We start from the raw sequence: 17145 nt of genomic DNA on the forward strand, positions 1-17145 counted from the left end.
TCCGGACACAGGGCAACACGCTGACGAGCGACCGGCCTGCTCCGAGCCGGTGTCCGTTAGGGCAGAAGCGCGGCGCAGGTTCCGTCCAGCGTCCATTGCGCAGGTAGAGCCGAATCGAGTCGCACATACGTTCGATTATGCACTTCGTCGGCTGGACGACACGACTGGGCACACCACCGCCGAGCGAGTCCCGATCAGGCCCGAACGCGGCGGTCAGTAGTCGAGGGCGTGCTCCGGCTGACAGACGTACAGGGGCGATGGCAGGTAGCGGACGACGGCGTCCAGGAGGGGGGCGATGTCGTCGCTCGCGAGGGGTGTGGCGCACAGAATGGGCACGATGTCGCCGTTGCGGGTGCGGCGGCGGATGCGGGTGTGCAGGTCTCCAACGGTGAACGAGTCCGCGCGGTGTTCGGTCAGGGTCGCCCTGAGTTCGCGATACCACCGCTCAGCGAGTTGCCTTCGGCTTCCCAGGGTTTCGGCTGCCGCATGTTCGAGGGCCGGTAGCGAGACCAGGTCGATGACGTCGAAGCCGACACCGGCGCCGACGGGGACCTGGAGGGCCAACGGCACCGCCCCGCGAGCGTCGGCGATCGTGCGGACACAGCGGTCGAAGTCGGCGGTGGGTTGATCGAGGCCGCCGACCAAGCACAGGCGGGCGACCTGATGATCGTCGGCGACGCGCAACATGGTTTCGAGTCGCGGGGTGGCGTGCGCGGCGGCGTTCACGACCACGATGACCCCGTCGGCGACGCGAATGGATCGCTCCAAGTCGGCGATGAGCGCGTCGCTCGACAGTTCGGTGACGCGAATCGTGTGCTCGATACCGTCCATCGACCAGTGGACCGTGTTCTCGGTGTCGCCGAAACATCGGCGCAGGCGATGAACCACTCGCGCCGTCTCCTCGGCATCGCCGATGATCGTGACGTTGCGGATCGACTGCGGGTCAATAGCTTTGGTGCCCATCGCGCGGTACTCCAGATCGATGTCATCGCATCCTCGATCCGCTCACCGTACCCGCGCCCGAGCAGCGCTGGAACGGAATTCCGCCCCAAAGTAGAACGTGTTCCTATACCGTCGGCCACGTGCAGAAAGAACAACGCCCCGCCGTGGCTGACTGGTTCACTGCGGACGACGGCCAGGTACGCCTCAAAGGAACTCGCTGCAACGACTGCGGCACGCCGTACTTCCCGAAGAACACACTCGCCTGCCGCAACCCCCAGTGCACAGGTACCCACGACGGCTCCGAACTCGTCGAGTACCTGTTCTCCACGCGCGGCCGGATCTGGTCGTACGCCGACGCCCGGTACAAGCCGCCCGCGCCCTACGTCTCGGCCGATCCCTTCGTGCCCTATGTCGTCGCGGCCGTGGAGCTCGAGGTCGAGCAGATGGTGATTCTCGGGCAGGTCGTGCGCGGTCTCACCGTCGACGATCTGGCCGTCGGCATGCCGGTCGAATTGACCGTCGGGACGCTGTACGAGGACGAGGACGCAGAACACACGGTGTGGATGTGGAGGCCGGTCAATGACTGACACGAATGATCGCGACATCGCCGTCCTCGGCGCGGGCATGCACCCGTGGGGCAAGTGGGGGCGCAACTTCGTCGAATACGGTCTGGTGGCCGCGCGTGCGGCGCTGGCCGATGCCGGGCTGAACCACCGCGACGTCGGCTACATCGCCGGCGCCGACACCATCCGCAACGGCTATCCCGGTTTCGTCTCGGGCGCGACTTTCGCGCAGGCGCTCGGCTGGTCGGGTGCGCAGATCTCGAGCAGCTACGCCGCCTGCGCCTCCGGTGCGCAGGCCATCGCCAACGCGCGCGCCCAGATCCTGGCCGGGCTGTGCGAGGTGGCGCTGGTGGTCGGCGCGGATACCACGCCGAAGGGCTTCTTCCAGCCGGTCGGTGGCGAGCGCCGCGACGACCCCGACTGGTTGCGCTTCCATCTGCTCGGCGCCACCAACCCGATCTATTTCGCGCTCTACGCCCGCCGCCGCATGGCGTTGCACGGCGCCACTCTCGACGACTTCGCCGCGGTCAAGGTGAAGAACTCCCGGCACGGCCTGAACAACCCGAATGCCCGATACCGCAAGGAGGTCTCGGTCGAGGAGATCTCCGCTTCGGCGATCGTGTCGGATCCGTTGCGGCTGCTCGACATCTGCGCGACCAGCGACGGCGGGGCCGCGCTGGTGCTGACGTCGATGGACTACGCACGCCGCCACGGCATCGCCGATCCGGTGCGCATCTCCGCGCTGTCGACGGTGACGCCGACGTTCCCGAAGACCGTGCTCGATCTGCCGGATTTCTCGACGGATTCCGCCGTGGCCGTCGAGCCTCCGTCACGCACCTTCCGGTCCGCCATCGCGCACGCCGCCTACGAAGAGGCCGGAATCGGTCCCGCCGACCTGTCCTTCGCGGAAGTCTACGACCTCTCCACCGCGCTGGAACTGGACTGGTACGAGGACATCGGGCTCTGCGAGACGGGTGCAGCGGAGGCTCTGCTGCGCAGTGGCGCAACGACATTGGGCGGACGGGTACCGGTGAACCCCAGCGGCGGACTCGCCTGCTTCGGCGAGGCCATCCCCGCACAGGCCATCTCCCAGGTCTGCGAGCTCACCTGGCAGTTGCGCGGCCAGGCCGACGGCCGCCAGGTGGACAACGCCCGCGCGGGCATCGCGGTGAATCAAGGTCTCTTCGGCCATGGTTCGGCGATCATCGCCACTCGCTGACCCTGAATCACTCAGGTCGGTTACCGAAACCCCGGGCCATGTCCGGGGTTTCGGCGTGATAGCCGCTGCTCAACCCGCCAGATCGACAACTTCACGCTCGACAGTCAGGTCGGCTACCCGGTCGCGGGCGCGTTCGAGGGACCGTTGGAGGCGCTCCCCGCCGAATTCGTCGTTGCCGGTGTACACGAACTCGACCTCATCGATGCCGATGAAACCCAGAGCCGTGCGCAGGTACGGCTCCACGTGGTTCATGCTCGCCAGCGGACCGCCCGTCTCGTAGCCGGCGTCGCCGGTGCCGACGATGACGAAGGCGCGCTTTTCGGAGGTGAGTGGTGTGTACGGAGCCGCGGCCTCGGGATCGAAGGAGAAGGTGCGCCCGACCCGGACGATCTGGTCGATGTAGGCCTTCAGCATGGCCGGTACCCCGAAGTTGTACATGGGGACTCCGAGTACCAGCACGTCGGAGGCGAACAGCTCGTCCACCAGCTGGTCGCTGTAGGCGAGGGTGTCGCGCATCTGCGGGGTGCGCGCCCCCGGTGGGGTGAAAGCGGCGGCAATCCACTCCTCGGTGAGGTGCGGAGGCGGTTCGTGGCCGAGGTCGCGGCGGATCACCGTGTCACCGGGCCTGCCCTCGCTCCAGCGCGCGACGAACTCCCCGACCAGCGTGCGGGTGTGGGAGCGCGATCGGCGCGGGCTGGCATCGAGCTGAAGTAGCTGGGCCATCTCTGAAACTCCTGTCGGGACCGAATCTGCTTGCTGGATCGAGCCTGCCCGACGGGGAATATCCGCGTAAGAACGCACATTTCTGTTACCCAGTACCCTTTTTCATACCTTTGCCGGTGAGACGAGGATGTGTATGGCCAAACGTAAGCAGGATCTCGATTTCGACTGCCCGGTCGAGGTCACCCTCGATGTGATCGGCGGCAAATGGAAGGGCATGATCGTCTTCCAGCTGAGCGAGGGTACGGCCCGGTTCACCGAGATGCGCCGCGCCATGACGCACGTGACCCAGCGAATGCTGACCGCGCAGCTGCGCGAACTCGAGCGCGACGGCGTGCTCACCCGCACCGTGTATCCGGAGGTCCCACCCCGGGTCGAGTACGAGCTGACCGAGTTCGGCCGCGGTCTCGTCCCGATCATCGAGCTGATGGAGACCTGGGGCGAGCAGTACCGGGAGCAGCTGCGTCCGGCCGGGTAGACACCTCGCGCGGCTGAGCCCCTCGACCGCGACCCGCGCGCGGGGTATCGGTGTAGCGCGGAATTCGGGATACTGTTCGTTACCCCGCAGACCGGGCGCTTCGACATATCGGAGGACTGCCGTGGCCACAGTGTTGAGCGATCCGTCGACGATCCTGGCCGCCCCGGGCACCGAGGGCGGTGGCGCTGCCCTCGATCAGGTGGCGCTGATGACAGGAGCTGCCGCGGTGGTCGGCGCGGTGCTGCTGTGGGTGGCCTACCTGCACCGGACGCGACGCATCACCTGGCTGCAACGGCTGGCCGACTTCAGCGGCCGCCTCATGAACCGTCCCGGCTGGGTAGCGCTGCCGATCGCGATGTTCCTCGCGACCATCCTGACCGCGTTTCTCGGCTTCATCTGGGACGTGAGCCTGCATGTCGGCAAGGGCCGCGACGACGGGCCGCTGGCCAACCCGGCGCACTATTTCATCCTCGTCGGCCTGTTCTTCCTCTTCATGGCGGGCATGCTCGCGATCATCCTGCCGCTCGACGAGAAGCCGGGCAGGGCCGCGGTGAAGATCACCCGCGACTGGTACGCCCCCGTGGGCGGCATCTTGATCGCCGGTGCCGGCCTGTACGCGCTGATCGGTTTCCCGCTCGACGACATCTGGCACCGGCTGTTCGGCCAGGACGTCACGCTCTGGGGACCCACCCACCTCATGCTCATCGGCGGCGCCGGTCTGTCGCTGATCGGGGTGCTCCTGCTCGAACTCGAAGGCCGCTACAACCGGCCCGACCCCGAACGGACCGACGGGCGGATGCTGTGGGCGATCCAGGCCTTCGCTTTCGGCGGCCTGGTGATCGGGCTGTCGGTGTTCCAGGTGGAGTTCGACTTCGGCGTCGAACAGTTCCGGCTGGTGCTGCAACCGATGTTGATCGTCTTCGCCGCCACGATCGCGCTGATCTCGGCGCGGTTGACGCTCGGCCCACTCAGCACACTGCTGCTCGTGGCCTTCGCCTTCTGCGTGCGGTCCATCGTGGCGGTCCTCGTCGGCACCGGATTCGAGGCGCCACGCAATGTGTTCCCGCTCTACCTCGGTGCCGCGATCGTGGTCGAACTGCTCGCCCTTGTTCCGCTGATTCGCCGACCGCTCTGGTGGGGTGCGCTCACCGGGCTCGGTGTGGCGACGGTGGGCATCTGGCTCGAATCGCTGTGGATCGAGCGGATGTTCGTCAATCCCTGGGTCGGCGGGATGTGGCTGGAACTGCTCGCGATGGCGGTGCCGGTCGGTGTGGCGGGCGGTGTGATCGGCGCGATGCTCGGCACCGTCTTGCGCGGCGAGGCACTGCCCAGACCTGCGGTGCGGCGTGGACTCGTGGTCGCCGCGGTGGTGATCGCGGCAGCGGCGACCGCGAACGGGCTGATCATCCGGGTACCGGAGAACGCGTCGGCGACAGTCGCGCTGACCGACGCCGCTCCCGAGCAGGGTGGGCGGATGGTCACCGCCGACATCCGGCTCTCCCCCGGCGATCTCATCGGTTCCGATCCGGAGTGGGTGGAGATCCTGGCCTGGCAGGGCGGTACCGGCGACGACAGCCCCGGCCACGGCCTAGTCGTGGACAAGCTGCGTCGCGTCGCCGACGACCACTTCGTCTCCACCCGGCCCGTACCCGTGCACGGCACCTGGAAGACACTGCTGCGCCTGCAGGACGGGCGCATGCAATCCGCGCTTCCGATCTTCATGCCGCTCGATCGCGGCATCGGCGCCGCGGAGGTACCCGCGCCCGCGAGCTTCACGCGGCCGTTCGTCGAGGAGATCTCGGTCCTGCAGCGTGAGCGGTCCTTCGATCATCCGTCCTGGCTGATCGGGTTGGCGGGCCTGGTGGTGCTGGCGTGCAGCCTGGCCTTGATCGCGGCGATGGCGTGGGGTGCGGCCCGCGTCAACGACCGGTATCTGGCGGCGGGCAGCACACCGGACCAGCGGGCGACGGTCGGACCATGATCGGCCAGGAGCACGTCGACATCCTCGCCGACCACTCCCTCCTGCTGGCGATCCCGGCCTTCCTGCCCGCGGTGGCACTGGTCGGCCTGGTGCTGTTCATCGCGATGCGTGACCGGCGCGCGGAGAAGCGCGAAAACGAGGACGCACGAGCACAATCCGTGCCGATCGACCGCACCGAGGAGAATCCGTGACCCCTCGTCGGCTCCGGTACGGCTTTGTCACGGTCGCCGCGGGTTCGCTGCTGGTGGGCTGCTCATCGGGTGCGGAGTCCGAGCCGGCCGGCGAGCCCGCGAGCACGGCCCGCATCATCGACATCCGGATCGCGAACGGCGCGGTGTCCCCGGCCAATACGCGCACCGAAGCCACGACCGGGCAACGCATCGTGCTGCGGGTCGACAGTGACGCCACCGACGAACTGCATGTCCACTCGGCCCCCACGCACACCTTTCCCGTCGCCGCGGCGTCCGGCCAGCAGTTCGACTTCACCGTGACGGTGCCGGGCCGGGTGGAGATCGAGCTGCACCACCTCGGACGGACGGTGACGACGCTGCTGGTCCGGCAGTGAATTCCCTCGCCCACGGCCTCAACGGCGCCGCTGACCTGCCGATTCCGCTCACCTACGCGTTGATCGGCGCGGCGTGGGCGCTCACCTTCTCGTTCGCCCTGCTGTTCCTCGCCTGGCGTCGACCCCGGCTCGACCCCGACTCACCGGGATTCCCACTGCCCATGCCGGTTCGCCGGATGATCGATGCCCGCGCGACGCGGACGGTCATCGCCGTGGCGAGCGTGGTGGTCACCGGCTGCGTGCTCGTCATCGCGGTGTTCGGCTCCTCGGATCCGGCCCTGAATCCGGTGCCGGGAGTGCTGTACATCGGCGTCTGGGTCGGGGTGATGGTGGCGTCCCTGCTGATCGGACCGGTCTGGAAAGTCGTTTCGCCGGTCCGGGCGATCCATCGATTCGGCTGCCTCCTGCTGCGGCGCCCGCCGGAGCAGGGACTTCTCCGCTATCGCGAGGAGTGGGGCTACCTCCCGGCCGCCGCGGGCCTGTTCTCCTTCGTGTGGCTGGAATTGGCTTGGCGCGCACCGGGGTCGGTGAGCTCGGTGCTCACCTGGCTGCTCGGCTATCTGGTCGTGACCACGATCGGTCTCACGCTGTTCGGCACCGTCTGGGCAGAGCGGGCCGATCCGCTCGAGGTGTACAGCACGCTGCTGGCGCACCTGAGCGCCTACGGCCGCGACCACGCCGGGCAGCCGGTGTTGCGGATGCCGCTGAACAATCTCGCGGGGACTCCCGGACTCGCCGGATCTGTCGCGGTCGCGGCGACGCTGCTCGGATCCACCGCCTTCGACAGCTTCTCCGCTTTTCCGCGGTGGCGTGAACTGCTCGACGATCTGGCCCCGGTCGTCGACGCGACACTGGTGCGCACGGCCGGACTGCTGGTCTTCATCGGGGTGGTGGGCGGGTTGTTCTCCGTCGCCGCGCGCGCCACCGGCGGCCTCTCCCACGCCGATCGAGCGCTGCTGCCGCGGCGGCTGGCACTCAGTCTCACCCCGATCGTGGCGGGCTATCTGATCGCCCACTACCTCACGTTCCTCCTCGAGAAGGGGCAGGCGACAGTCCTGCTGTTCGCGGACCCACTCGACCGTGGATGGAACATCGCGGGCCTGGCCGATCGAGACGTCGCCTACGTGCTGTCGAGTCATCCGAGTGTGCTCGCCACCTGCAAAGTGCTCGCTGTCCTGATCGGCCACATCCTCGGTGTCGCCGCCGCGCACGATCGCTGCCTAGTTCTTCTCCCACCGCGTCACCGGCTGACCGGCCAGCTGGCATTGATGCTGACCATGGTCGGCTTCACGTTCACCGGGCTGTATCTGCTGTTCGGGGGTTAGCCGAGTCAGGGGCACAGGGCGCGGGTCAGGATCGCCGTCATGTCCGGCTGTTCGCTGGGCGGCTCGGTCCAGACGATCGTGGCGGCCCGCCCGTCGGTGGTGGCGCCCGCGAAGGTGGCGTACCCGGTGATTCCGCCGGTGTGCCCGATATAGCGGGTGCCGCAGGACAGTTCGGCCGACATCACGCCGAGACCGTATTCGGGCATGCTGTCCACGCCGGTCGGCAAGGTGGCGAGCATCTGCTGCAGTTCCGGTTCCGCCACCACCTTTCCCGCCACCAGGTCGAGGAAGTATCGGTTCAGGTCCTCGCCGGTGGAGACCAGCGCGCCTGCCGCCCACGGCACCGAGGGCTCGATCCGGGTCACATCGGTGCGAGTGCCGTCGATCGGCGCGTAGCCGTGCGGGTGCGGACCGCGGATATCGTGCTCGCCGGTAGCGGGCAGGTAGGTGCCGGTCAAGCCCAGCGGGCGAATGATCCTGTCCTGCAAGGTATCCGCATAGGGGCGTCCGGTGACGCGCTCGACGAGCATCGCGGCAACCAGATAGTTCGTGTTCGTATAGGTGAAGCGGGCACCCGGTGCGAACTTCGCCGGCCGCCGCAAGGCGATGGCGAGCTGTTCGGCGGGTGTGAACGTCCGATGGTCGAGAGCGGCGCGGTATTCGTCGATCTCCGGTGCGTCGGCGAACTCCGGTAACCCGCTGCGGTGCTGCAGGATCTGACGCACCGTGATGGCCCGTCCGTCGACGCCGTCACCGACGATCGAGCCGGGCAGATAGGTTTCGATCGGCTCGTCGAGTTGTATTCGCCCCTCGGCCACGAGTTGCAGCACGATCGCCGCGACAAAGGATTTCGACACGCTGCCGACCCGAACCCGTTGCGGCGGCTCGACCGGAATCGGCACCCCGGTGGCCTGATCGCCGACACCGGCGGCCAACGTGGTGGTCTTGCCGTTCTCGGTGAGTGTCGCGATCACCCCCGACACCCCCGAGGCCACTGCCGCGTCGATGTCGTCGCGCACCCGCTGCACCCGGCCGGACGATTCCGCGCGGTTCTCGGAGGGCGAGACCTCGGGACCGTCCGCCGGACTCGCACACCCCACCAAGGAGACGACAACCGCCATCGCGGCAACGATCGAGAATCTGCGCATCATCCGACCCTAGGAATCCCCCACCGTCCACACATCCGGAACAACCCTGGACCACACCCGGAGATCACGCGGAAGCCGCGCTCGGTCCGGACAGGAGTTCGTACTCTCGGTTCACCTGCGGCGCTGGGGATTCACTGCCATTGAAAATGAGGTGAGAAGGGTCGGGTCCGCCCCGCAGAATGACTCATGCTCACCGATCACTGGCCGCTGTTCGGACTGCGACTGTCCACACCCCGCCTGGAACTGCGCTTGCCCTCGGATGCCGAGCTCGCCGAGCTGGCCGAGCTCGCGGCCGACGGCGTCCACGACCCTGACCGCATGCCGTTCGCCGTCCCGTGGACCGACCTTCCTCCCCGCGAACGAGCACGCTCGGTGGTCCAATACCACTGGCTCCGACTCGGCAACTGGTCCCCCGGCAACTGGACGCTGAACCTCGCGGTCTTCGAGCACGGCCGAATCGTCGGACAGCAGGCGATCGCCGCCCGCGACTACGCGACGTTGCGTGAGGTCGACACCGGCTCCTGGATCGGTCTTCGACATCAAGGGCGAGGCATCGGCACCGAAATGCGCGCAGCGGTCCTCCACCTGGCCTTCGCAGGGCTCGAAGCCACCGACGCAACATCCGGCGCCTTCGCCGACAACTCGCCATCGTTGCGAGTCTCCGAGAAGCTCGGCTACGAGCCGGACGGGATCCGGCGCCTCACTGTGCGCGGAAAGGCCACCGTCCAGCGCCGAGTACGTCTCTCGCGCGCGAAATGGGAGAGCCTGCAGCGAACAACCGTCGAGATCGACGGACTCGCACCGTGCCTGCCCCTGCTCGGCGCGGCGTGAGCTGCTTCGAGCGGTCGGCCGGATCGGCGACCGCTCGAAGCCGTCAGCTCCTAGGAAGCGACTCGGTGGGTGTCGCTGACGGTCAGCGTGCACTGGCCGCCCTCACAGGAGCGCTGGAGCCGACCCCGCGAGAGGGTCTGCATCAGTCCGATCGCCCAGCACGTCGGACACCCGCGTAGTGCGATCAAACCCACGGGCAGCAGCAACAAGCTGATCGGCCCGACCACCGGGATCAGCGCCACCGACCCGATCAGCGCGCCGAACCCCACCCCGCCGCGCACCAGGTGCTCGACCATGGACTTACTCGCGAAATCATCGCTCATCATTTCCTCCGGCAGCCTCATCAGGCGTGGCCTGTAGCGCGTGTTGAACTGTCGCCCGGGCCCGGTGCAGCCGTGATTTCATCGCCGCCGTACTGAGCCCGAGCGCATCGGCGACCATCCGCCCGCTGTAGCCCTGGATGTCGCGCATGATCAGCACGCTGCGTTGGTCGGCGGGCAGATCGGCGACCGCGGCCGCCACCCTGCCCGCTTCCAGACGTCGCAGTACTTCGTCCTCGGCCGAAGCAGCCGCGACGGTGTCCTGCAGGAGGACTCGTCCCGGCAGACCCGTCCGCGCCCGACGCAGGCACTCGTTGCGAACGATCCGGAACATCCACGACGCCAGCGCACCCGAGGCCCGCAACATCCCGATCTTGCGATACAGGATGATCAGCGCCTCCTGCGCCGCATCCTCGGCGTCTTCCGGTGTGGCGCACAGGGAATGGGCGAAGCGCTGGATATGTGGATGCGAACCCACCACCAGCGCCGCGATCGAATCCACGTCACCACCCTGCGCGGCGACGATCAATCGCTCATCGGGCCACCGCGACTCACCCACGCCCAGCTCGTTTGCGCTTCACGACCACCATGCACGTGCAGAGCAACACCAGACCGACGACAACACCGATACCGATGACCACAACAAACCTCCGTGTCCTGTCCCGACGTCCGTCGCGACACACATAAGAGGCACCGGCGCCCCGAAAGGATTCACCCGCCCCAAACTCGTCGGCAACCGATACGCACCTCGGTATCGTCCGAATTTCGTGCTGTCCGGCTCCTTCCTCGGGCTGCGGTTCGTCCGTCGCCGCTGCGGACCTGCGAGCAAGGATCCCGGAAGGCCCCCTCAAAGGCGACGAGCGGTGATGAGCCACGAGCGTGAGTCGAAATACACACCGGTTTCTGTCTCATGGTCGGCCAGGATCTCGCGCAACCGTGTGCGGGCTCGGTCGGCTTTCGTGGGCTCGAGCGCGGTGAGGAAGGCTGTGAAACCTGTCAGGCGGAGGAGGTTGTCGTAGGCGGCCGCGCTGTCGGGACCGTAGTAGACGGGGTCGTCGATCTCGGTGAAGTCGATGTCGGTGAAACCCGCTGTCGTCAGCATGGATTCGGTCGCGGTCCGGTCGGCCAGCGAGAAGGGTCCGCGGCCGGGCGTGGCGATCGACGCGGCGAGGACGTCGCTGAACACCGTCGCCCATTCGTTGCGGTCGTGGCCTTGCCAGACCAGCCACGCGAGACGACCGCCCGGACGCAATGCGCGTGCGATGTTGGTGAACGCGGCGACCGGATCGGCGAAGAACATCACCCCGAACCTGCTGATACAGAGGTCGAAGTACAGGGGCGGAAAGGTGTTCTCCTGCGCATCGGCCAGCTCGAAACTGACATTCGACGGCCCTTCGTCGGCGCTGATGCGACGGGCCTGTTCGAGCATCACCTCCGAGATGTCGACGCCCACCGCACTCCCGTCGACGGCCGCGCGAGCCGCCTCGCGCGTGGTCTGTCCTGTGCCACAACCGATGTCGAGCACGCGATCACCGGCTCCGACCCTCGCGGCCGCGAAGAAGTGAGCAGTGTGCAGACGTAGTTCGGCGTCGTAGTCGAACAGATCCATCGTCGTCCTCCGGAAGCTGTGTCATCGGTACGGGCCTCGGCGGGCGGCACGCACTCGGTCCATCTCACCATCACCTTCCTCCGCGCACCCGGTCGTCGCGTCCGTCATTCGAATCGACGTGACACCGACACGGCGACCCGCCAGGATGGGTCGATGTCGACACGAGAACTCGTCGTCCTCGGCACAGCCGGGGCTGTGCCCACCCGCCGTCGCAACCACAACGGCTACCTGCTGCGCTGGGACGGGCAGGGTGTGCTGTTCGATCCCGGCGAGGGCACGCAACGTCAGATGGCGCACGCGGGCGCCTCCGCGACCGAACTGAATTGGTTGTGTATCACCCATTTTCACGGTGACCACTCGCTGGGCGTTCCAGGCATCGTGCAGCGGCTCGGACGCGATGGGGTGCCCCACGGGGTGCACGCCGTCTACCCCGGCGAGAACGCCGAGTACTGGGACCGGTTGCGGTACGCGACGAGCTACTACGGCTCTCCCACACTGATCGAGCACCCGGTGAGCGGTCCCGGCGAAACATTGCAGGGCAACGGTTTCACCCTCACCGCGCTTTCCCTCGCCCACAGCATCCCCACGTACGGCTATCGCCTCGCCGAACCGGACAGCCGAACGTTTCTGCCCGAGAAGTTGCGTGAGCACGGCATTTCCGGCGCCGCGATCCGCGAGCTGTCCGGACCGCTGCTGGAGGAATGCTCGGCGCCGAGGCCGGGCCAGAAGGTCGCGTTCGTCATGGATACGCGCCTGTGCGACAACGTCTTCGAGCTCGCTGATGGCGTCGACATGCTGATCATCGAGTCCACCTTCCTCGACTCGGAGACGGATCAGGCGCACGAACGCGGCCATCTCACGGCGCGTCAGGCGGGCGAGGTCGCGCGTTCCTGCGGTGTGAAAACCCTTGTTCTGACGCATTTCTCGGAGCGCTATACCGAACGCGAGGACCACCTGTTCATCGAGCAGGCAGACTTCCCCGGCGCCGTCCTCGCCCACGATCTCGACCGTGTCGCCCTCCCGCCGCGACGCACAGGCGAGTGAGGACAGCCGCGGCACACCGGCCGCGGCTGTCAGCGAACCTAGAAGCCGAAACTTCCGGTCGAGGGGGTCACGGCCGGTACGGTGACCGTGACCAACTCGGAGAACGCGAACTCGGCGCCGTTGACGCAGCCACCGCGGGCGGTGATCGTGCTGCCGGGCTCGAGACCGTCGAGCGAGGTCACGACCGTCTTGCCGGGGTCGGCCAGCGATTCCGGGGCGCTGTCACCGAAGAACACGTGGTTGTTCTCGGGACCGACGCCCGCTTCGGCCCAGCACTGGCCCCGGTCGTTCGGGTTGCGCAGGGTGGCGGTGACGGTGCCCGCCGCGGTACCGGCGAAGCTGATCTCGGGCGCTACGAACGGGGTCGCCGCGCTTGCGGGCGCGCCGGGACCGAAGGCGACAGCCGCGGCTGACGCGGCGAGGATGGCTCCAGAAATTCGTCTGTTCATCACACGTTTGATGCTGCACCACAGAGGATTTCGAAACAAGGACGGCCGTGCCCCAGCAATCGGGGGCTGGCGCCTCAGCGCGAAGCTCGGCGCGCCTCGAGCCCATCCAGGATCAGATCCAGACCGAACCCGAACTCGCTCGAGTAGTCGTACCCCGGTCGCAGTGCGTGGTCGACGATCATCTCGGTGAGATACGGCAACTCGCCTGCCGGAAGGTTCGCGAGGATGCCGCCCGCGACTTCCTCGACGTCGGCAGGCACAGACACGGGCAGGTTCGCCTCCTGCAGGACGAACCCGCCGACGTAGCTGTCGATCAGCGAGACCGCGTGCGCGGCCATCGGCAGCGAGAACCCGGCCTCGCGAAGAACTCCGAGAACAGCGTCGTGATGACGCAGCGTCGCCGATCCGGGATTCCGGCGGGAATCCATCAGCCCGAGCGCCCAGCTGTGTCGCGCCAGTACCGAACGCGCCGAACAGGCCCTGTCGCGGATCGCCTCCCGCCACTGCGCACTGCCCGACTTCGGCAACTCGATCGCCGCGAACACCGCGTCGACGACCCCGTCGAGCATCGCGTCCTTGTTCGGCACGTGGTTGTAGAGCGACATCGCCTCCACGCCCAGCTCCTGCGCCACCCGCCGCATCGTGATGGCCTCCACTCCCCCACGATCGGCGACCCGAATCGCGGCCTCCAGCACACGATCGCGGCTGAGCGGTTGCCGTACGGGCATGGGACCTCCTCGGTGACGAAGTGTTGACAACCTTACAGGTGTAAGTCAGCCTTACAAGTGTAAGTCACACCGGCCCGAACAAGGGAGCACCTCATGCCTATGCCGATTTGGTGGGGCCACATCAACAAGCGCGTCTTCAACCCCCGCGCTGTCGCAGGCGGAAAATGGCCGGTCCTCACCCACACCGGCCGCTCCTCGGGAAAGACCTACCGCACCCCACTCGACGCCCACCCCGTCGACGGCGGCTACCTGTTCGTCCTCGTCTACGGATCAGCCTCGGACTGGGTGCAGAACATCCTGGCCGCAGGCACCGCGCAACTCCGCACGGACGGCCGGGAAGTAGCCCTCACCGCACCCCGCGTCGTCGGCAGAGACGAAGCGTTCCAGGCACTTCCCCCGGAAATCCCCCGCCCACCGAAACTCCTCCGCATCACCGAGTTCCTCCGCATGGACCTCGCCGACTGACCGCGACCGGCCGGTCACGATGAACGCCGCGGCGCACGGTTCAGGGTTCAGCCCACATCCCGTCGCAGCCAGGTGACTTCCGCGCCGACGTTGTCGGTCCCTTGACGGAACGCCTCGAGATCCTCGTCCCAGGGTGCGCCCAATGCTCGGTCGAGTTCGGTGGAGAGGTCGAAGGTTCCGTGGACGTCCAGTTCTTTGGCGGCTTGGAGTAAGGCGCGTAATCGCATCTCGCCCAGCATCACGTCACCGTTGGCGCCGGTGGATCCGTGCCAGAGGCCGAGGGCGGGGACGAAGCTGTAGCGTTCGCCGTCGACGCCTTCGCTGGGGTCCTCGGTGACTTCGAAACGGAGTACAGGCCAGGTGCGCAATGATTGGGCTATCCGGGCCGCGGTGCCGACGGGGCCGACCCAGTCGCTGCTGGCGCGGAGTTGTCCGTCGGCCGGTTGGGTGTTCCAGCGCAATTTCGCGGGGGACGACAGCGCGGTGGACAGCGCCCATTCCACGTGAGGGCACAACGCGGCAGGCGATGAGTGGATGTAGACCACACCCGCCGTCGCGTCAGCGAACTGACTCGATGCGCGCACTTACCAACACCTCCAGCCTCGACAAGGAACGTCTTCCCCAACGGCCCGTCGTGGTCTGGCGTGGCACGAGTGTACTGAAGTGTGCGGTGTTGCGCGTGTTACTTTACTGCGTGTTATGTGTCTCTGCGATAACGGAATCGCTGAATTTCGGCCACGCCGCTCTGGCCCAGTCCCCGAAATTCTCGTCGCTCAACGCGATTGTCGCCACTCCGATTTCCGGATCGACCCAGAGGAACGTGCCGGACTGCCCGAAGTGCCCGTAGGTGCGGGCGGAATTGGTTGCCCCCGTCCAATGCGGGGTTTTCCCGTCGCGGATTTCGAATCCCAATCCCCAGTCGTTGGGGCGCTGGGAGCCGTATCCGGGCAGGACTCCGTTGCGGTCGGGGAATTGCACCGAGGTCGCGTCGTCCAGAGTTTGCTGAGATATCAATTGAGGTGTCAGCAACTCGGCGGCGAATAGCGTGAGGTCGGCGAGGGAAGCACTGCCCGCATGGCCGGCGGAACCGTCGAGGACCGCCGTGCGCATACCGAGCGGCTCGAAAACCGCCTCACGCAGATACTGCGGGAATTCGATCCCGGTGTGCTCGGTGAGGAAATCGGCGAGCAGTTCGAAGCCCGCGCTCGAGTAGATACGCCGGGCCCCTGGTGCGGCGAGAACTTCGGGAGTGGCGAACGCGACGCCCGAGGTGTGGGCCAGCAGATGCCGCACGGTCGAACCGGGCGGACCCGCCGGTTGGTCGAGTTCGACCGCACCTTCCTCGAGCGCCACGAGGGTGGCGTAGGCGACGAGCGGTTTGGTGACCGAGGCCAGCCGGAACACCCGTTCGGTGTCGCCGATGCTCGACACCGTGCCTGCGGTGACGACGGCGGCGGCGGCGTTCTCGACCGGCCAGTGCTGTACCTGCTGCAACGATCGCATATCGGCAGCGTACGAGACGCGGCTACGATCGTGGACACCATGAGTCCCGCACCATCGATCCACGGCGACGTGGCGGCCGGTTTCGGCCCCGTCGCCGACGCCTTCCGCCGCAACTTCACCGAGCACGGCGAGATCGGCGCCGCCGTCGCCGTCTACTCCGGTGACCAACCCCTGGTCGACCTGTGGGCAGGCCATCGCGACCGCAAGCGCGAGGTGGCCTGGGAGCGCGACACGATCGTGCCGGTGTTCTCCTCATCGAAGGGAATGTCGGCGTTCACCCTCGCGGCGGCGGTATCGCGGGGGCTGCTCGACTACGAGGCCCCGGTGGCGAAGTACTGGCCGGAGTTCGCCGCGCACGGCAAGGAGCGCATCACGGTGCGTCAGCTGATCGACCATCAGGCCGGGCTGTCGGGACTGGACCGGATCGTGAAACTGCGCGAACTGGTCGACCGCGAGGCCCTCGGCGAACTGCTGGCCGCGCAGAAGCCGGCCTGGGAGCCGGGCACTCGGCACGGTTATCACGCGCTCACGCTGGGGCTGTATCAGAGCGAACTGCTGCGGCGGGTGGATCCGGCGGGCCGAAGTCTCGGGCGATTCTTCGCCGAGGAGATCGCCGCCCCGGTCGGCGCCGATCTGTTCATCGGACTGCCCGAGACCGAGTCGATGGACCGGGTCGCCCAGCTCTCGGCGACCAAGGGCTGGGACATCTGGCGCTACGAGTGGCGCGATCTGCCGCTGCGCATCGGCGGTGAGGTCTATGCCAAGCGCGGATACTCCTACGCGGCCCTGACCAATCCGCGCCCCGGCGCTCCCGCCCGCGCCGCGCGACGGGAGTTCCTAGAAATCGAATGGCCCGGCATGAACGGCGTCGGTAATGCCCGCGCGCTGGCGAAGGTCTACGGCGCCGCCGCGGGCCGCACCGGTGTGCTGCCGATCAGCGAGGACGTTCTCGACCTGCTGGCCGCCGCCGACACCGCCGACGATGTGCCCGCCGACGATCTGGTGCTGCACACCAAGAGCCGCTACCACCTCGGTTTCCGCAAGTCGCGCGGCACGTTCCGCTTCGGCTCGGACAAACGCGCGTACGGCACCACCGGTTTGGGCGGCTCCTTCGGATTCGCCGACCCGGCAACCGGAGTGGGCTTCGGCTACAGCATGAATCGCCTCGGTATGGCGATTCTCGACGATGTGCGCAGCCGCAACCTGCGCGAGGTCGTCGTGCGGTGCGCCGCCTGAGTCCACGATCCGAACCGAC

21 protein-coding genes are annotated in these 17145 nt (G+C 67.3%); 11 read left to right on the plus strand and 10 right to left on the minus strand.

The annotated features are described in order from the left end of the window. Positions 1-213: 213 nt before the first annotated feature. Positions 214-963, minus strand: coding sequence for a GTP-binding protein (locus ACWGCN_RS26410; protein WP_452459377.1), 750 nt, complete (start codon positions 961-963; stop codon positions 214-216). A 119-nt stretch (positions 964-1082) separates the two neighbouring features. Here ACWGCN_RS26410 and ACWGCN_RS26415 point away from each other — a divergent pair, with 119 nt between their 5' ends. Both ACWGCN_RS26415 and ACWGCN_RS26420 read left to right on the plus strand, forming a co-directional pair. Next, positions 1083-1529, plus strand: a complete 447-nt coding sequence (locus ACWGCN_RS26415) for a Zn-ribbon domain-containing OB-fold protein (protein WP_378996296.1) — start codon at positions 1083-1085, stop codon at positions 1527-1529. Further along, entirely contained in the window at positions 1522-2724 is a 1203-nt protein-coding gene (locus ACWGCN_RS26420) for a lipid-transfer protein (protein WP_387449185.1), read from the plus strand. Before ACWGCN_RS26415 ends, ACWGCN_RS26420 begins: the two co-directional genes overlap by 8 nt. Positions 2725-2793: 69 nt before the next feature. Here the strand turns inward: ACWGCN_RS26420 and ACWGCN_RS26425 are convergent, their stop codons facing one another. Then, positions 2794-3447: an FMN-dependent NADH-azoreductase gene (locus ACWGCN_RS26425; RefSeq protein ID WP_452459378.1), complete on the minus strand. Its 654-nt coding sequence runs from the start codon at positions 3445-3447 to the stop codon at positions 2794-2796. A gap of 133 nt (positions 3448-3580) precedes the next feature. Between ACWGCN_RS26425 and ACWGCN_RS26430 the strand changes: the two genes are divergently transcribed. The 5 genes from ACWGCN_RS26430 to ACWGCN_RS26450 all read left to right on the plus strand — a co-directional run bounded on the left by ACWGCN_RS26430 (position 3581) and on the right by ACWGCN_RS26450 (position 7793). Beyond that, the gene (locus tag ACWGCN_RS26430; RefSeq protein WP_378996302.1) at positions 3581-3922 is read left to right on the plus strand and encodes a winged helix-turn-helix transcriptional regulator; all 342 of its coding nucleotides are present in this window, start codon (positions 3581-3583) and stop codon (positions 3920-3922) included. Between the two features lie 121 nt (positions 3923-4043). Beyond that, positions 4044-5903: a hypothetical protein gene (locus ACWGCN_RS26435; RefSeq protein WP_449968745.1), complete on the plus strand. Its 1860-nt coding sequence runs from the start codon at positions 4044-4046 to the stop codon at positions 5901-5903. Further along, the gene (locus tag ACWGCN_RS26440; protein ID WP_387449193.1) at positions 5900-6094 is read left to right on the plus strand and encodes a hypothetical protein; all 195 of its coding nucleotides are present in this window, start codon (positions 5900-5902) and stop codon (positions 6092-6094) included. Before ACWGCN_RS26435 ends, ACWGCN_RS26440 begins: the two co-directional genes overlap by 4 nt. Beyond that, positions 6091-6468 (plus strand): hypothetical protein, encoded by a 378-nt coding sequence (locus ACWGCN_RS26445; protein ID WP_452459379.1) that lies wholly within the window; start codon positions 6091-6093, stop codon positions 6466-6468. Before ACWGCN_RS26440 ends, ACWGCN_RS26445 begins: the two co-directional genes overlap by 4 nt. After that, positions 6465-7793: a hypothetical protein gene (locus ACWGCN_RS26450; protein ID WP_452459380.1), complete on the plus strand. Its 1329-nt coding sequence runs from the start codon at positions 6465-6467 to the stop codon at positions 7791-7793. The genes ACWGCN_RS26445 and ACWGCN_RS26450 overlap by 4 nt, the downstream gene beginning before the upstream one ends. Before the next feature lie 5 nt (positions 7794-7798). On the opposite strand, the gene ACWGCN_RS26455 is transcribed toward ACWGCN_RS26450, so the two are convergent. After that, positions 7799-8941 (minus strand): serine hydrolase domain-containing protein, encoded by a 1143-nt coding sequence (locus ACWGCN_RS26455; protein WP_379312566.1) that lies wholly within the window; start codon positions 8939-8941, stop codon positions 7799-7801. Between the two features lie 186 nt (positions 8942-9127). Here ACWGCN_RS26455 and ACWGCN_RS26460 point away from each other — a divergent pair, with 186 nt between their 5' ends. After that, positions 9128-9772, plus strand: coding sequence for a GNAT family N-acetyltransferase (locus tag ACWGCN_RS26460; protein ID WP_452529120.1), 645 nt, complete (start codon positions 9128-9130; stop codon positions 9770-9772). Between the two features lie 50 nt (positions 9773-9822). Here the strand turns inward: ACWGCN_RS26460 and ACWGCN_RS26465 are convergent, their stop codons facing one another. The 3 genes from ACWGCN_RS26465 to ACWGCN_RS26475 all read right to left on the minus strand — a co-directional run bounded on the left by ACWGCN_RS26465 (position 9823) and on the right by ACWGCN_RS26475 (position 11701). Continuing rightward, the gene (locus ACWGCN_RS26465; RefSeq protein WP_452529122.1) at positions 9823-10095 is read right to left on the minus strand and encodes a hypothetical protein; all 273 of its coding nucleotides are present in this window, start codon (positions 10093-10095) and stop codon (positions 9823-9825) included. Beyond that, positions 10085-10651 (minus strand): RNA polymerase sigma factor, encoded by a 567-nt coding sequence (locus tag ACWGCN_RS26470; RefSeq protein WP_452460051.1) that lies wholly within the window; start codon positions 10649-10651, stop codon positions 10085-10087. The genes ACWGCN_RS26465 and ACWGCN_RS26470 overlap by 11 nt, the downstream gene beginning before the upstream one ends. A gap of 288 nt (positions 10652-10939) precedes the next feature. Then, complete coding sequence (locus tag ACWGCN_RS26475) at positions 10940-11701, minus strand: class I SAM-dependent methyltransferase (RefSeq protein WP_452460050.1); 762 nt, start codon at positions 11699-11701, stop codon at positions 10940-10942. 153 nt (positions 11702-11854) lie between these two features. Between ACWGCN_RS26475 and ACWGCN_RS26480 the strand changes: the two genes are divergently transcribed. Continuing rightward, the gene (locus ACWGCN_RS26480) at positions 11855-12745 is read left to right on the plus strand and encodes a ribonuclease Z (protein WP_452460049.1); all 891 of its coding nucleotides are present in this window, start codon (positions 11855-11857) and stop codon (positions 12743-12745) included. A 38-nt stretch (positions 12746-12783) separates the two neighbouring features. On the opposite strand, the gene ACWGCN_RS26485 is transcribed toward ACWGCN_RS26480, so the two are convergent. Further along, positions 12784-13194: a hypothetical protein gene (locus ACWGCN_RS26485; protein WP_452460048.1), complete on the minus strand. Its 411-nt coding sequence runs from the start codon at positions 13192-13194 to the stop codon at positions 12784-12786. Between the two features lie 74 nt (positions 13195-13268). After that, on the minus strand, positions 13269-13922 hold the full coding sequence (locus ACWGCN_RS26490; protein WP_379313515.1) for a TetR/AcrR family transcriptional regulator: 654 nt from the start codon (positions 13920-13922) through the stop codon (positions 13269-13271). 93 nt (positions 13923-14015) lie between these two features. Here ACWGCN_RS26490 and ACWGCN_RS26495 point away from each other — a divergent pair, with 93 nt between their 5' ends. Continuing rightward, positions 14016-14387, plus strand: coding sequence for a nitroreductase family deazaflavin-dependent oxidoreductase (locus ACWGCN_RS26495; RefSeq protein ID WP_378996329.1), 372 nt, complete (start codon positions 14016-14018; stop codon positions 14385-14387). A 47-nt stretch (positions 14388-14434) separates the two neighbouring features. On the opposite strand, the gene ACWGCN_RS26500 is transcribed toward ACWGCN_RS26495, so the two are convergent. Then, the gene (locus tag ACWGCN_RS26500; RefSeq protein WP_378996331.1) at positions 14435-14971 is read right to left on the minus strand and encodes a DUF3145 domain-containing protein; all 537 of its coding nucleotides are present in this window, start codon (positions 14969-14971) and stop codon (positions 14435-14437) included. Positions 14972-15074: 103 nt separating this feature from the next. Then, entirely contained in the window at positions 15075-15890 is an 816-nt protein-coding gene (locus ACWGCN_RS26505; protein WP_378996333.1) for a serine hydrolase domain-containing protein, read from the minus strand. A gap of 39 nt (positions 15891-15929) precedes the next feature. Here ACWGCN_RS26505 and ACWGCN_RS26510 point away from each other — a divergent pair, with 39 nt between their 5' ends. After that, positions 15930-17126 (plus strand): serine hydrolase domain-containing protein, encoded by a 1197-nt coding sequence (locus tag ACWGCN_RS26510; RefSeq protein WP_452460047.1) that lies wholly within the window; start codon positions 15930-15932, stop codon positions 17124-17126. Positions 17127-17145 lie beyond the last annotated feature (19 nt).

This window comes from Nocardia sp. NPDC055050 (assembly GCF_053608345.1).

What these genes read in the sequence shown, in the direction of transcription:
- ACWGCN_RS26410 (WP_452459377.1), bottom strand. Translation starts at nt 963, where the DNA reads ATGGGCACCAAAGCTATTGACCCGCAGTCGATCCGCAACGTCACGATC.
- ACWGCN_RS26420 (WP_387449185.1), top strand. Translation starts at nt 1,522, where the DNA reads ATGACTGACACGAATGATCGCGACATCGCCGTCCTCGGCGCGGGCATG.
- ACWGCN_RS26425 (WP_452459378.1), bottom strand. Translation starts at nt 3,447, where the DNA reads ATGGCCCAGCTACTTCAGCTCGATGCCAGCCCGCGCCGATCGCGCTCC.
- ACWGCN_RS26430 (WP_378996302.1), top strand. Translation starts at nt 3,581, where the DNA reads ATGGCCAAACGTAAGCAGGATCTCGATTTCGACTGCCCGGTCGAGGTC.
- ACWGCN_RS26440 (WP_387449193.1), top strand. Translation starts at nt 5,900, where the DNA reads ATGATCGGCCAGGAGCACGTCGACATCCTCGCCGACCACTCCCTCCTG.
- ACWGCN_RS26455 (WP_379312566.1), bottom strand. Translation starts at nt 8,941, where the DNA reads ATGCGCAGATTCTCGATCGTTGCCGCGATGGCGGTTGTCGTCTCCTTG.
- ACWGCN_RS26460 (WP_452529120.1), top strand. Translation starts at nt 9,128, where the DNA reads ATGCTCACCGATCACTGGCCGCTGTTCGGACTGCGACTGTCCACACCC.
- ACWGCN_RS26465 (WP_452529122.1), bottom strand. Translation starts at nt 10,095, where the DNA reads ATGAGCGATGATTTCGCGAGTAAGTCCATGGTCGAGCACCTGGTGCGC.
- ACWGCN_RS26475 (WP_452460050.1), bottom strand. Translation starts at nt 11,701, where the DNA reads ATGGATCTGTTCGACTACGACGCCGAACTACGTCTGCACACTGCTCAC.
- ACWGCN_RS26480 (WP_452460049.1), top strand. Translation starts at nt 11,855, where the DNA reads ATGTCGACACGAGAACTCGTCGTCCTCGGCACAGCCGGGGCTGTGCCC.
- ACWGCN_RS26485 (WP_452460048.1), bottom strand. Translation starts at nt 13,194, where the DNA reads ATGAACAGACGAATTTCTGGAGCCATCCTCGCCGCGTCAGCCGCGGCT.
- ACWGCN_RS26490 (WP_379313515.1), bottom strand. Translation starts at nt 13,922, where the DNA reads ATGCCCGTACGGCAACCGCTCAGCCGCGATCGTGTGCTGGAGGCCGCG.
- ACWGCN_RS26495 (WP_378996329.1), top strand. Translation starts at nt 14,016, where the DNA reads ATGCCTATGCCGATTTGGTGGGGCCACATCAACAAGCGCGTCTTCAAC.
- ACWGCN_RS26505 (WP_378996333.1), bottom strand. Translation starts at nt 15,890, where the DNA reads ATGCGATCGTTGCAGCAGGTACAGCACTGGCCGGTCGAGAACGCCGCC.
- ACWGCN_RS26510 (WP_452460047.1), top strand. Translation starts at nt 15,930, where the DNA reads ATGAGTCCCGCACCATCGATCCACGGCGACGTGGCGGCCGGTTTCGGC.